Below are 12,945 nucleotides of genomic sequence, written 5' to 3'. Positions count from 1 at the left end.
GCCGACCCACTAGGGTTTTGCCATGCCCAGTGACATCGAGGTCGCAGCGCGCGACGGCGCGGCCGAGCGCCTCTCGCGCATGATCCAGCTGCCCACCGTCTCGGCCGAGCACGAAACGCGGGGCGACGCTCCCTTCGAGGCCTTCGTCGAGCTGCTACGCGAGCTCTACCCGCTCGTGCACGAGCGACTCGACCTGGAACGGCTCGGTCCGCTCGGTCTGCTCTACCGCTGGCGAGGTGCGGCGCACGAACGGGAGCCCCTCGTGCTCATGGCGCACTTCGACGTCGTCCCCGTCGACGAGAGCGACGAGTGGACGCATCCGCCGTTCGCCGGAGTCGTCGACGACGGCTTCGTCTTCGGGCGCGGCGCTCTCGACGACAAGGGCCCGCTGCTGGTGGTGCTGGAGGCGGTCGAGAACCTCCTGGCCGCGGGATTCGTGCCGGCCCGCGAGGTGTACCTCTCGTTCGGCGGGAACGAGGAGACGTTCGGCGATGCCGCTGAGGGGATCGCGCAGACCCTGCAACGGCGGGGCATCGTTCCCTGGATGGTGATCGACGAGGGCGGCGCCGTCGTCGATGCGCCGCTCCCCTTCGTGCGCGGGGCCGCCGCCATGGTCGGCGTCGGCGAGAAGGGCATCGCGACCCTGCAGCTCAGCGCCCGCGGCGACGGCGGTCACGCGTCCGCTCCCCGAGCCGCACCGCGGTCGGCCGGATCGCCCGGGCGGTCGACCGGCTCGGCCCCACGACGTTCCGCCCACGCACGCCCGCGGGGATCTCGCGCATGCTGCGGCTCCTCTCCGCTCGGGCCAATCGTCCGGCCGGCATGCTGCTCCGCGCGCTCGCCGCGATGCCGCCGGTCACGGCGCGGCTCTTCGCACGGCTCGGCGGCGAGCCGGCGGCGCTCGTGCGCACCACGATCGCCGCGACCATGCAGTCGGGCGGCACCGCCGCGAACGTGCTGCCGTCGCAGGCGACGGCGACCCTGAACCTGCGCATCGCCCTGGGCGAGAGCGTCGCCTCGGCGACGCGCCGGGTGACGCGCCGCATCGGGGACCGACAGGTGCGAGTCGAAGTGCTCGAGGGGAGCGAGCCGTCGGCGGAGTCCCGCACCGACAATGCGCAGTTCGCGCTCATCGCTCGCTCCGTCGGCGCGTCCCATCCGGAGGCGGCGACGGTTCCCTACGTGATGATGGCCGCCACCGACTCGCGCTACTTCCACCGGTTCTGCCCGGCGGTCTACCGGTTCGCGCCGCTCGCCATGTCGGCCGAGCTCCGCGCCACGATCCACGGCGTCGACGAGCGGGTCGCCGTGTCGGAACTCGAACGCGGCGAGCGCTTCCACCGCACGCTCCTGCTGGGGCTGTGACCGTGTCGCGCGTCACGCTCCGCAGCGTCGCCGGCATCGTGGGCCTGCTGGCCTTCGTGGAGTTCACGAGCGGGATCCTGCAGGGCTACTACACGCCGATGCTCACCGACATCGCGCGCCACCTCCAGGTGCGCGACGCCGACGTGAACTGGCTCGAGGGATCGCAGCTGATGCTGTCCGCGCTCATCGTGCCCGCGCTCGCGAAGCTCGGCGACATGGTCGGGCACAAGCGGATCCTGCTCGTCTCGACCGCGGTGACCGCTGCGGCGAGCGCGGTGCTGCCGTTCACCGACAGCTTCGGGGTGTTCCTGGCGGCGTGGGCGCTGCAGGGCTTCTATGTGGTCTGGCTGCCTCTGGAGATCGCGATCATCTGGTCGCGGACCCGGGGCAGCGAGGGGCGTTCGGTGCTGACGACGCGCGCCGCGGGCATCCTGGTGGCGGCGCTCGAGCTGGGTGCGATCCTGGGTGCGCTGGGCGGTGGGGCGCTCGTCGACGTGCTGCCCCTGCCCGTCGTGCTCTCGGTCCCCGCGGTGTGCGTGGTGATCTGCTTCTTCGTCGTCCGATTCGGGGTGTCCGATGTCGGGATCCCGAATCGGGGCGAGTTCGACTGGGTCGGTGCGTCACTCATCTCCCTCGCGCTGCTGGCTTTGACCGGTGGTTTCAGTCTGCTCCGCCTGCAGGGCGCGGGCGAGCCGCTGCCCTGGGCGGCGCTGGGGCTCGGTCTCGTGCTCATCGTTCCCTTCGCCCTGTGGGAGCTGCGTCATCCGGATCCGCTGATCGACGTGCGCATGTTCCGGTCGCCGGCGCTGCTGCCGATCTTCCTGACCGCCGGTCTCTTCGGGATGAGCGTGCTGGGGGCGCAGGCTCCGCTGTCGACCTTCGCGCGCACCGATCCCGATCGCTACGGCTACGGTCTCGGGGCGTCGGGGTTCGGCGCGTCGCTCCTGATCGGGTTCTACCTCATCGCGATGATCTCGGGTGCGCTGCTGTTCCCGAAGCTGGCCCGGCGCATCACGCCCCGGCTGGCGCTCGTGGTCGCGTCGACCTGCATCGGCGCGGGGTACCTGCTCTTCCTCCCCTTCCACGACGGGTACGGCCAGGTGGTCGCGAACATGGTCGTCGCGGGGCTGGGGTCCGGGGCGCTCGTCGCCGCGCTCCCGGCCGCTGCCGCGTCTGCTGCGCCCGAGACGCAGACGGGCGTCGCCACGGGGCTGACCAATTCGGTGAAGACCGTCGGCGGTGCACTCGCCTCCTGCGTGTTCGGGATCGCGCTGCTGCACGGCGCCACGGGGGCCGCTGCCGACGAGTCGGCCACGGCGGGGTCGCTGTCCGGGTACCTGATCGTGTGGATCGTGTGCGGCGCGAGCGCGCTCTGCTCGGCCGCGCTGCTGTGCTTCGTCCCGCGTACCGCGTTCCAGGATCGCGAGCCGGTCGCCGTCGCCGGCGAGTAGCGGCGCCGTTCCGGCGACGGTCGGCTAGATGAACGCTCCTCCGGGGCGCGCGAGGTCGGCGATGCCGCGCAGCACCGCCTGGGACACGATCCCGCTCGACGCTGGCCGTTCGGGAAGCGGGGCGTTCGCGGCGGTGAAGCGGTACTCCCCTGCGGGGCCGGACGCCTCGATCGCGTGCTCGGTGCGCGGGGCGCCGGGGTCCGCGACCAGCCGCACCTCGGTCTCCTCCCACAGACCGGTGGCGGCGGCGAGCGCGACGGCGACGTTGAGCGAGCCGGGGAATCGTTCGATGGCGTCCCGCACCGAGCCGGTGAGGATCCGGGTCGGTGCGTCGACTCCGAGCAGGGCGGCGCGTTCCGTCCCGGTCATCCAGGGCTGCACCAGCGCCTCGGGGCGTTTGGTGGTGGTGAGCGCGGCGCGGGTGATGCCGCCGTCGCGTGTCGCGGCGCGCAGCAGGTCGAGGCCGCCGATCGCCCCCGTGGAGAGCCGGCAGACGCCGGGGCCGTCGAGCAGCCGCGCGCGGTCCAGCGGGTCGGCGAGAGCCCCGATCGAGACGAGCAGCAGATCGCGTCCTGCGGAGACGACCCGCGGGCCGAGTTCGCGGGCGGCGGGGACTCCCGCGCACTCGACGACCAGGTCGCTGGAGGCGACGGCGTCGTCGAGGTCGAGTTCGGTGATCCCCCGAGCAGTCGCGGTTCCCGGTGTGCGTACGACCGCGCCGATCAGGACGGCGCCGGGCGCCGCGCCGGTCCGCAGTCCGTCGGTCACGCGCGCGCCGATCGCGCCGAGCCCGAGGAGGGTAACGCGGAGCGGGGACTGCTGGGCCATGGGGCCAGCCTAGGTGCCGTGCGACGCCGCTTCCAATCGGGGTTCGCGCGGGTGCGTCTCGATAGGCTGCTGCGGTGAACAGAACCATTCGGGTCAGTGCGGTCGTGATGCGGGACGAGTCCGGGCGGGTGCTGAACGTGCGCAAACGCGGCACTTCGATGCTGATGCTGCCGGGCGGCAAGCCGGAGCCCGGCGAGGATCCCCGCGATACGGCGGTGCGCGAGTTCGCCGAGGAACTGGGGGTCGAGCTGGATCCGCTGCTGCTGCGCGGCCTCGGCCGCTTCACGACGAGGGCCGCGAACGAGCCGGGGCACACCCTGGTCGCCGAGGTGTTCGAGCACCCGTTCCGCGTCGTCGATGCGCCTCGCGCCGAGATCGAGCACCTGGAGTGGGTGGACCCTTCGGCGCCGCACGGGAGCATGGCGCCCCTCAACTCGGAGCACGTCTTCCCCGGGCTGGTCGGTCGCGCACCGCTCACCGGGATCGCGCCGCAGCGGATCGCCGTGTACACGGGGTCGGCGCTGGGACTGGATCCCGGTATCGTCCGCGAGGCCGGGGCGTTCGGCGCGGCGCTGGCCGCGCGGGGCATCGACCTCGTCTACGGCGGTGGCAAGGTCGGCCTCATGGGCGTCGTCGCTGATGCCGTCCTGGCGGGCGGCGGGGACGCGTTCGGGGTGATGCCGCAGCGCCTCGTCGACGGCGAGATCGGCCACACCGGCCTCACGCGCCTCGAAGTCGTTCCCGACATGCAGACCCGCAAGCGGCGCATGATCGCCCTCGCAGATGCGCTCGTCGCGCTCCCGGGCGGGCCCGGCACGCTCGAGGAGTTCTTCGAGGCGTTCACCTGGATGAACCTCGGCCTGGCCAATCGCCCGGTCGCGCTGGTCGACCTCGACGGGTACTGGCAGCCGATGCTCGCGGCGCTGGTCGACATGGCGGACCGCGGCTTCCTCGCCGAGCGGTACCTCGATTCGCTGATCGTGGAGCGCGATCCCGAAACGCTGCTGCGCCGGCTGTCGGAGTGGACGCCGCCCCCGGCGAAGTGGGGGTGATGCTGGCGCTGCCGAGCCGCGACGTTCAGCGGATGTAGACGTCGAGGTGGTTGCCGACGGTGCCGCGGTCGTAGATCTTGCCCTGGTATCCGAACGGGGTCGGGAACACGGTTCCCTTGGGGGCTGAGCCCGCGAGCACGATGAAGCCGTCGCCGTCGCTCACGTAGCCGTCCTCGTTGACGTGCCGCCCGGGCACCTCCAGGCCCTGCCCCGGCAGCACCTGCTGGCTGTAGTAGGTGAACTTGTAGCCGCCCCACTCGATCGCGCCGCTGAACATGAACTGCGCGAGCGTGTAGAGGGGAGCGCCGACGAGCTGCTTGCTGGGCGACTTCGCCGCCGCGTTCGTCGCGCCGATCCGCTCGATGTCGGAGATGCCGAGGTCGACTACGGGTTCGGCGCTATCGGCGGCGGCGAAGTTCTGCGTCCGAGCGGCCACGGCGACGCCAGTCCCATCGCTCGCGAAGGCGTTCGGCATGGAGAGCGGTGCCAGCGCGGCCGTGCCGAGCAGCACGGCGACGCCCGCGACGGCCCCGATCCCGCGCACGCGCGACCACCGGACGGATCCGGTGCGGGCGGTCTGAGTGAAAGCGGTCACAGTGCTTCGATGGTAACCCGCGCCCCTGGGCGCCCGCACCCGGCACAGCACCCACCGCACTTCCCGTACTCTAATCAGGTATCGACTGGCGCCCGTCGGCGCCCGACCCCGAGGAGCCGCCATGCCCACCGACCCCGCCGGATCGCTCGAACAGTACCTCGCCGCGCTGTCGGACACGCGCGCCCGGACCCACGCGGCCGTCACCGCGGCCATCGCCGAGCGCGCTGCGACCGCCCCGCGGGAGCAGGAGCTGCTGTTCATCGCGGGCCACCGGCACCCCGACTACGAGGACGGCGCGGACCGCTTCTGGCACGCGGTCGAGCAGCTGGTACTCCCGGAGCCCGCCGGCGCGGACGAGCTCCCGCTCGCCTGGATCGGCTACGACGTCGTCAACCGGTTCACCGGGCGCCGGGAGGCGCAGGGCTTCCTGCTCACGGACCGTCGGCTCGTGGTCAAGGACCAGGTCGACGGCGTATTCGGCACGGCGACCACGCGGCAGTATCCGCTCTTCGTCGGGAGCGGGGGCATCGCGGGCTCCGCGTCCGAGATCGTATCCTCCGCCTCGTCCTCCTACGACTGGGAGTTCGCTCGCTCGCTCATCGATACGGACACCGCGTCCGGCCTCGGCGTCCTGCTCTCCGAGCTGCTCGTCGCCGCGATGGAAGCACTCCAGCGCGCCGGCGCGGAGCTCGCCCCGCTCCCCCGACCTCGACCGGACTGCTCGGACGCGTCCGCGAGCTGGGGCTGGGGAACGCGGTGAAGCTGCCGGACGATCCGAAGCACGCGAAGCACTTCGCGAAGCTCGCGAAGAAGCTGCCCGTCGACGCCGGGGAACGAATCCTGTTCGCCTGCACCGACAGCACGCTGATCGGCGCGTACGGGTTCCTGCTCACCGACCGCGGCGCACGTTCGAAGGACCTCGGCGAGGATCCGGTGTTCACGCCGACCGAGCAGTTCGTCCCCGAGCAGATCCGGCGCGCACCCGACGCCGCGCACCGGATCCTGCTCGGCGCGGGCGAGGCGCACGAGATCCCGGCGCGGTTCACCGAGCAGCAGGTCGCCGCCCTCGTCGAGCTGCTCCGCGAGTGGGGCGAGGGCCGGCTGCACGCCGAAGTCGCCTGATCCGGGCCGCCGGACCGCTACTCGGGCAGTACGGCGACCTGGCCCGCATAGGCGAAGCCGCCACCGAAACCGAAGAGCAGCACCGTGCCGCCGTGCGGCAGCTCGCCACGATGCCAGGCCTTCGACAGGCCGAGCGGTACGGACGCCGCGGAGGTGTTCCCCGATTCCTCGATGTCGCGGATCACGATCTGCTGCACGGAGGCCCCCAGGGCGTCCGTCAGCGGCTCGATGATCCGCAGGTTCGCCTGGTGCAGCGCGAACACGTCGATCTCGCGCGCACTCACCCCCGCGGAGTCGAGGATCCGCTCGGCGATCGGCGCCGCCCCGGTGAGCGCCCAGCGCATGATCTTGCGTCCGTCCTGGGAGAAGCGCTGGGGCGACCCGTCGATCCGCACCGCTTCGGTGAGGCCCGGCACGGTGCCCCAGACGACCGGGGAGATCCGCGGCTCCTCCGACGCCCCGACCACGACGGCTCCGGCACCGTCCGCGGTCAGCACGCAGGTGCTGCGGTCCGTCCAGTCGGTGAAGGCGCTGAGCGCCTCGGCGCCGATCACGAGCGCCGAGTCGGCGCTGCCGGTGCGGACGGCCTGCTCGGCGATGCCGAGCGCGTACTCGAATCCCGAGCAGGCGGTGTTGATGTCGACGGCGGCCGCGCCGTCGAGTCCGAGCTCCGCGACCACGCGACCGGCCGCGTTCGGGCTCCGGTGCTCGGACGTGGTCGATGCGAGCACCACCAGGTCGACGCGCGCGACGCCGGCATCCTCCAAGGCCATGCGCGCGGCGGCGACCGCCATCGACAGCACCGAGTCGCCATCGCCGATGATGCGGCGCTCGCGGATGCCCGTGCGGCTGCGGATCCACTCGTCGTTCGTCTCGACCATCGTGGCCAGGTCGTCGTTGGTCACGATGCGCTCGGGCTGGAAATGCCCGAGACCCAGCAGGCGCGAACCGCGCATCTCGAAAATTTTCACGGCCGCACGCTACTCCTCACCGCATCCGGGACCCGGCATGCGCGAGCGCGGTCCGCGGACCGGCCGGTGCTTCGCCACCGCCGCCCCGCGGACCGCGGGTTCATCACGCCCGGGCGGCGGGATCCGCCTCGTAGGTGACCCAGCGGGTCCGCTCGGCCAGGGTGTCGTAGAGCGCCTGCGCCCGGTGGTTGTCCTCGGCGGTCACCCACTGCACGACGCTCCGCCCCTCGGCGTCGGCCATCTCGGTGAGGCGGCCGATGAGGGCGCGCCCGACCCCGCGGCCGCGCGCCCCGGGATCGGTGAACAGGTCGTCGAGGAAGATGCCGGTGCGGCCCGTGTAGGGCGACGAGAAGCGGCGATGGTGCGCGAAGCCGACGACGGTTCCGTCCGTCTCGGCCACGAGCGCGCCGCACTCGTGGGCGGGATCCATCATCCAGGCCCAGGCCCTCGAGACGACCTCCTCGGACTCCTCGAGCCGGTAGAACTCGCGATACGCGCGGAACAGCTCGCGCCACCGCGCCTCGTCGGCGGGCACGAGTGCGCGGATCGTGGGGGCGGTCGTGATGGTGGTGTGCTGCGTCATGGGAAATGCTCCGGTTTCGTCACTGTGGTGTCGGGTTGCAGGGGTGCCGAGCTCGCGGCCCGGCCGGGAGGCGGCCCGCGCGGGATCGGGGTCGCACGGGATCGGCGCCGCGCAGCGACCGGCCGCTCAGCAGCACCCCCGCTCGCTGCGGCGCATCCGCGCGCGCCCGACTCGGGGATCGATGAAGCCGCCAGCGGCACAGAGAGAAACACTCTTGCCCGAAACTGGGTAACGTTATCTAATAGCTTCATGAACAACGATAACAGATCGGCAGCGCTCGCCGCCGAACTGCGCAGCCGCATCGTCTCCGCCGCCCCGGGCTCGAAGCTGCCCGGCGTGCGTGAACTCTCGCGCGAGTTCCGAGCGAGCGCCGCCACCGTCTCCGCCGCACTCGCCGAACTCGGCGCCCTCGGCCTCGTCCGAGCCGAACCGGGCAGGGGCACCTTCGTCGCCGAACGCGCACTCCGACGCGACCCCGACTTCGCCTGGCAATCGCAGACGCTGGGCCGCACGCGCGTGGACCCCGATCGCGCCTCCCGCCTCGGCGGCCACGGCTCCGCCGATCAGATCCCGCTGTCCTGGGGTTACCTCGCGGCTGAGCTCCTGCCGGCCGAGGAGCTTCAGCGGATCGGCGCCCGCGCCGCGCGCGGATCGCGCGCCTGGCAGCTCACGCCGCCCGCCGGTTCCCCCGAGCTCCGCCGCGTCTTCGCCGCCGACTACCGCGCCGATCCGGGTGACGTCCTCATCGTGCCCGGAGGCCAGCAGGGTCTCGTCTTCGCCATGCGCACCCTCGCCGAACCCGGGTCCACCGTCATCACCGAGAGCCCGAGCTATCCGGGGGCGATCCTCGCCGCGCAGAGCGCCGGGCTCGGGCTCGCCGCCGTCCCCGCGGACGCCGACGGGATCCTCGTCGATCGCCTCGCTGCCGAACTCGAGCGGACCCGTGCACGCGTCATCTACCTGCAGCCGGGCTTCGCGAACCCGAGCGGCGCCGTCCTCAGCCCCGAAAGACGCGCGCGCGTGCTCGAACTCGCCGCGCAGCACGGCGCGTTCGTGATCGAGGACGATTGGGCGCGGCACCTGGGCCTGGATCGCAGCACTCCCCCTCCGCTCTTCACCGAGGACCCGCACGGCCACGTCGTCGCAGTGACCACCCTCGCCAAGCCCGCCTCGCCCGGCCTGCGGATCGGCGCGGTGATCGCCAGGGGTCCGGCCGGCCAGCGGATGCGAGCCTCGCGCACCGCCGACGATCTCGGCGTCGCTCCCCTGCTGCAGGAGATCGCAGCCGGCCTGCTCACCTCTCCGGCCTGGCCCCGGCACCTCAAGCGGCTGCGCGGCGAGCTCGGCGCACGGAGGGACGCGCTGGTCGCCGCGGTCAGGACGACCCTGCCCGACGCCCGCATCCCCCGGGTCCCCGGTGGCGGCCTGCACCTCTGGGTCCGACTCGCCGAGCACGTCGACACCCGGGAGCTGGCCGACCGGGCGGGCGCGGGAGGCGTGCTCGTCGGCGACGGACGGCACTTCTTCGTCGACGAACCGCCGGCTCCGTTCATCCGGCTCTCGTACGGCGCCGCGACGCCGGCGCAGATCGCCGAGGGCGTTCGCAGGATCGGGTCGCTGCTCGCCGCGTGACCGGGACCTCCGGGCCGCCGGGCACCCGGGATCCGGCGGCGCGCCCCGCCGGATGGGGAGTTCCAAGGTCGCCTGCGGAATAATCTTCTGATGTGCGCAGGCCTGTGAAGAAGATCCGTCGGTACGCTCGGCGAGCCAAGATGGCGGTGACCGCCGAGCGGATCGCCCTCCAGCGACGTCGCCCCATCCAGCCCGACGAGGTGCTCTACGAGTCCTTCGCCGGCAACGGGGTCCTCTGCAACCCGGAGGCGATCTTCCGCGAGCTGCTCGACGACCCGAGGCACGCGCGCCTCTCGCACGTCTGGGCCATCTCCGATCCGACCGTTCTGGCTCGCTTCGAGGCCGAGTTCGGCGACCACCCTCGAGTGTCCGCGGTGCGGCGCGGCGGCGTCGACTACTGGCGCGCGCTGTCGACCTCCGGCTTCCTCGTGAACAACGCCACGTTCCCGCCGGCGTTCGGCAAGCGCACCGGTCAGGTGTACCTCAACACCTGGCACGGCACCCCGCTGAAGCTCATGGGCTTCGACATGCCCGACGGCGCGCACCAGTCGGCGAACACGCTGCGCAACTTCCTCAGCGCCGACTTCCTGCTCGCCGCGAATCCGTTCATGGCCGAACGCATGTACGAGCAGTCCTACCGGCTCACGAACGTATACGGCGGCGAACTGATCGAGGAGGGCTACCCGCGCATCGACCGCCAGCGGCTGAGCCCCGAGCAGCTGATCGAGGTCCGCGCAGAGCTCCGCCGCGCCGGTCTCGACGTCGGCGAACGCCGGGTCGTGCTCTACGCCCCGACGTGGCGCGGTGCATCGTTCGGGTCGCCGGAGGACAACATCGACGCACTCGTGGCCGATGCGAGCGCCATGCAGGCCGCCCTCGGCAACGACGAGGTCCTGCTCCTCAAGACCCACCAGGTCGTGCACGGCTTCGCCGAGGATCGTCCGGAGCTGCGCCGCATGCTGGTGCCGAACAGCATCCCGACTAACGTCATGCTGGGCGCGGCCGACGCCCTCGTCACCGACTACTCCTCGATCTTCTTCGACTACCTCGCGACCGGCCGCCCCATCGTCTTCTTCACGCCCGACGCCGATGATTACGCCGATACCCGAGGCACCTACATGCCGCTCGACGAGCTGCCCGGACCGGTCACGGCGGACCCCGCCGAAGCGGTCGCGCACGTCGCACGGCTGCTTGGCCCGGTCGGCGGTGCCGCGCCCGAGCCGCACGAACGCTATGCGGAGTGGGCCGAGCGCTTCACGCCCTTCGAGGACGGCGGAGCGACCCGACGGGTCATCGACATCGTCTTCGGCGGCGACCGCGAAGGGTACCGCGTGCGCCGCGCCCGCACCGACGGCCGCAAGCGTCTGATGTTCTACCTGGGCGGCATGCGCTCGAACGGCATCACGAGCTCGGCCATGAACATGCTGAGCCGCATCGACCACGATCGCTACGATGTGACGGCGCTCACGCCGTACTTCAAGGCGGCGACGCCGCGCGCCAATCAGGACCGGATCGACCCCCGCGTTCGGCTGGTCATGCGCATGGGCGGTATGAACGGTTCGAAGTTCTTCCAGCTCCGCCGTCGCGTACGCGACCTCGCCTCGATACCGCTCCTGCCCGGCAACGAGCAGTGGCACGACTCGCTGTGGAAGGACGAGTGGCATCGGATCTTCGGCTCCGCACGCTTCGACTGGGTCGCGGACTTCAGCGGATACAGCCCGTTCTGGGCGAACCTGCTGCTGCAGGCCCCCGAGACGCCCCGCGCCATCTGGCTGCACAACGAGATGGCGTCCGATCGCATGCGGACCGTCGGCGGACGTCGGCCCATGCAGCGCTCCCTCGGCCTGGTGTTCCGGCTCTACCGCGGGTTCGACGCGCTCGTCTCCGTCTCCCCGCGGCTCACGGAGGTCAATCGTCGTGAGCTCGCGGAGTTCGCTCCGCCCTCGCACTTCACCACCGTCCGGAACTTCCCCGCGACCTCGGCGATGCCGTCGCCCGAGCACCGCATCTCGGACCTCCTCTGGGAGGACGAGGAACCGCCGGTGTGGATGCGGGAGCTCGAGAATCCGGAGCGGACCACGAAGTGGTTCATCTCGGTCGGCCGGCTCTCCCCGAGAAGAACCACGCACGACTCATCCGGTCATTCGCCGAGGTGCACGCCGAGGACCCCTCGGCCCGCCTGCTCATCGTCGGCGGCGGCCCCCTCCAGTCGGACCTCGCCGCGCAGATCGTCGAGGCGGGTCTGCAGGATTGCGCGTTCCTCTCCGGCCGCCGGAACCAGCCCGTCTCGCTCCTGATGGCGGCCGACTGCTTCGTCCTGTCGAGCAACTACGAGGGCCAGCCGATGGTGCTCCTCGAGGCCGCCCTGTGCGGACTCCCGATCGTGTCCACCGCGTTCGCGTCGGTGGAGGATGCCCTGCCGGAACCGACGATCCGCGTCGTCGCCACCGACGACGCGGCGCTGCGCGACGGCATGCTCGCCTACCTGCGCGGAGAGGTCCCGCCGAGCCGCCTGGAGTTCGACGACTACGTCGCGGACGTCACCGTCGAGCTCGAACGCGTGCTCGAACTCGGCGATCCCGCGGCTCCTGCGGCCTGACGCCGGTCCGCCGTCCCGCCCGGCGGGCTACGATGGCAGCAGCATCGGCGATTCGGGAGGCATCGAGCGTGTACGTCAAGATCTGCGGGCTCACCACCGCCGAGGCCGCGACACGCGCCGCCGACCTCGGCGCGGACGCGGTGGGCGTGGTGATGAGCGAGCCGAGCCCGCGGCACGCCAGCCCCGAGCAGGCCCGCGCCGTGCTCGAGGCGGTCGCCGGTCGCCCGGTCGACACCGTGCTCGTCGTACGCGAGATGCCCGTGCAGGAGGCCGTCGAGACCGTGGAGGCCCTCGGCTTCGACGTGCTGCAGCTGCACGGCCGCTACTCGGACGACGACTTCGCCGTCGCCGTCGCACGGCTCCCGCGGGTCTGGCGGGCGACCTCGCTCGATCGCGAGCCCGAGCTTCGAGCGGGCGACCACGGCGAAGAGCTCGTGCTGCTCGACGGCGCCCGCGCAGGGTCCGGAGAGACCTGGGATCTCGGCACGATCGACCGCGGGAGGCTCGGCGAACGCTGGATCCTCGCGGGCGGGCTCTCGCCGGACACCGTCGCGGCTGCGATCCGCGAGGTCGAGCCATGGGGCGTCGACGTTTCGAGCGGCGTCGAGTCCTCGCCCGGAGTCAAGGATCTCGGCGCGATCGAGCGCTTCGTGCGCGCGGCGCGCGCCGCCTGATCGGAGGCCGGACGCCCGGCCGCGCCCTTCGTGGTCCATCGCGATTCGTCCGGACTGGACCACGACCTGGACC

At 72.0% G+C, this 12,945-nt stretch carries 12 protein-coding genes and 2 pseudogenes; 10 read left to right on the top strand and 4 right to left on the bottom strand.

The features are described 5' to 3' along the window. Positions 1–22: 22 nt before the first annotated feature. The 3 genes and pseudogenes from AB3K78_RS05310 to AB3K78_RS05300 all read left to right on the top strand — a co-directional run. Positions 23–469, top strand: a pseudogene (locus AB3K78_RS05310) (M20/M25/M40 family metallo-hydrolase); the annotation flags it as partial. A gap of 311 nt (positions 470–780) precedes the next feature. Beyond that, positions 781–1,365: a M20/M25/M40 family metallo-hydrolase gene (locus AB3K78_RS05305; RefSeq protein ID WP_416446760.1), complete on the top strand. Its 585-nt coding sequence runs from the start codon at positions 781–783 to the stop codon at positions 1,363–1,365. After that, positions 1,362–2,816 (top strand): MFS transporter, encoded by a 1,455-nt coding sequence (locus tag AB3K78_RS05300; protein WP_416446759.1) that lies wholly within the window; start codon positions 1,362–1,364, stop codon positions 2,814–2,816. Before AB3K78_RS05305 ends, AB3K78_RS05300 begins: the two co-directional genes overlap by 4 nt. Before the next feature lie 24 nt (positions 2,817–2,840). Here AB3K78_RS05300 and AB3K78_RS05295 read toward each other — a convergent pair whose 3' ends face one another. Continuing rightward, the gene (locus AB3K78_RS05295; RefSeq protein WP_416446758.1) at positions 2,841–3,644 is read right to left on the bottom strand and encodes an aspartate dehydrogenase domain-containing protein; all 804 of its coding nucleotides are present in this window, start codon (positions 3,642–3,644) and stop codon (positions 2,841–2,843) included. A gap of 74 nt (positions 3,645–3,718) precedes the next feature. On the opposite strand from AB3K78_RS05295, the gene AB3K78_RS05290 reads away from it, so the two are divergent. Then, positions 3,719–4,696 carry a TIGR00730 family Rossman fold protein gene (locus AB3K78_RS05290; RefSeq protein WP_416446757.1) on the top strand — a complete coding sequence of 326 codons (978 nt, stop codon included), beginning with the start codon at positions 3,719–3,721 and terminating at the stop codon, positions 4,694–4,696. 25 nt (positions 4,697–4,721) lie between these two features. On the opposite strand, the gene AB3K78_RS05285 is transcribed toward AB3K78_RS05290, so the two are convergent. Further along, positions 4,722–5,291, bottom strand: a complete 570-nt coding sequence (locus AB3K78_RS05285; protein ID WP_416446756.1) for a hypothetical protein — start codon at positions 5,289–5,291, stop codon at positions 4,722–4,724. A 121-nt stretch (positions 5,292–5,412) separates the two neighbouring features. Here AB3K78_RS05285 and AB3K78_RS05280 point away from each other — a divergent pair, with 121 nt between their 5' ends. Further along, positions 5,413–6,051, top strand: a complete 639-nt coding sequence (locus tag AB3K78_RS05280) for a hypothetical protein (protein ID WP_416446755.1) — start codon at positions 5,413–5,415, stop codon at positions 6,049–6,051. Next, on the top strand, positions 6,048–6,413 hold the full coding sequence (locus tag AB3K78_RS05275) for a hypothetical protein (RefSeq protein ID WP_416446754.1): 366 nt from the start codon (positions 6,048–6,050) through the stop codon (positions 6,411–6,413). The genes AB3K78_RS05280 and AB3K78_RS05275 overlap by 4 nt, the downstream gene beginning before the upstream one ends. Positions 6,414–6,430: 17 nt before the next feature. Here AB3K78_RS05275 and AB3K78_RS05270 read toward each other — a convergent pair whose 3' ends face one another. Both AB3K78_RS05270 and AB3K78_RS05265 read right to left on the bottom strand, forming a co-directional pair. Beyond that, entirely contained in the window at positions 6,431–7,384 is a 954-nt protein-coding gene (locus tag AB3K78_RS05270) for a beta-ketoacyl-ACP synthase III (RefSeq protein ID WP_416446753.1), read from the bottom strand. 103 nt (positions 7,385–7,487) lie between these two features. After that, the gene (locus tag AB3K78_RS05265) at positions 7,488–7,967 is read right to left on the bottom strand and encodes a GNAT family N-acetyltransferase (RefSeq protein ID WP_416446752.1); all 480 of its coding nucleotides are present in this window, start codon (positions 7,965–7,967) and stop codon (positions 7,488–7,490) included. Positions 7,968–8,216: 249 nt separating this feature from the next. On the opposite strand from AB3K78_RS05265, the gene AB3K78_RS05260 reads away from it, so the two are divergent. The 4 genes and pseudogenes from AB3K78_RS05260 to AB3K78_RS05245 all read left to right on the top strand — a co-directional run bounded on the left by AB3K78_RS05260 (position 8,217) and on the right by AB3K78_RS05245 (position 12,872). Continuing rightward, positions 8,217–9,599: a PLP-dependent aminotransferase family protein gene (locus tag AB3K78_RS05260; protein ID WP_416446751.1), complete on the top strand. Its 1,383-nt coding sequence runs from the start codon at positions 8,217–8,219 to the stop codon at positions 9,597–9,599. A gap of 140 nt (positions 9,600–9,739) precedes the next feature. Next, positions 9,740–10,846: pseudogene (locus AB3K78_RS05255) on the top strand (CDP-glycerol glycerophosphotransferase family protein); the annotation flags it as partial. A 797-nt stretch (positions 10,847–11,643) separates the two neighbouring features. Further along, entirely contained in the window at positions 11,644–12,198 is a 555-nt protein-coding gene (locus AB3K78_RS05250) for a glycosyltransferase (RefSeq protein WP_416446750.1), read from the top strand. 68 nt (positions 12,199–12,266) lie between these two features. Continuing rightward, complete coding sequence (locus AB3K78_RS05245) at positions 12,267–12,872, top strand: phosphoribosylanthranilate isomerase (protein WP_416446749.1); 606 nt, start codon at positions 12,267–12,269, stop codon at positions 12,870–12,872. Positions 12,873–12,945 lie beyond the last annotated feature (73 nt).

Origin of the sequence: Leucobacter sp. HNU, assembly GCF_047946755.1 — a bacterium.
In the GTDB taxonomy this organism is placed as follows: Bacteria; Actinomycetota; Actinomycetes; order Actinomycetales; family Microbacteriaceae; genus Leucobacter.
The sequence above is the reverse complement of the archived record's forward strand: the minus strand, read 5'-3'. Positions and strand labels throughout refer to the sequence as shown.

Coding starts and splice junctions, on each gene's coding strand:
- AB3K78_RS05305 (WP_416446760.1), top strand. CDS start 781: ATGCTGCGGCTCCTCTCCGCTCGGGCCAATCGTCCGGCCGGCATGCTG.
- AB3K78_RS05295 (WP_416446758.1), bottom strand. CDS start 3,644: ATGGCCCAGCAGTCCCCGCTCCGCGTTACCCTCCTCGGGCTCGGCGCG.
- AB3K78_RS05280 (WP_416446755.1), top strand. CDS start 5,413: ATGCCCACCGACCCCGCCGGATCGCTCGAACAGTACCTCGCCGCGCTG.
- AB3K78_RS05265 (WP_416446752.1), bottom strand. CDS start 7,967: ATGACGCAGCACACCACCATCACGACCGCCCCCACGATCCGCGCACTC.
- AB3K78_RS05260 (WP_416446751.1), top strand. CDS start 8,217: ATGAACAACGATAACAGATCGGCAGCGCTCGCCGCCGAACTGCGCAGC.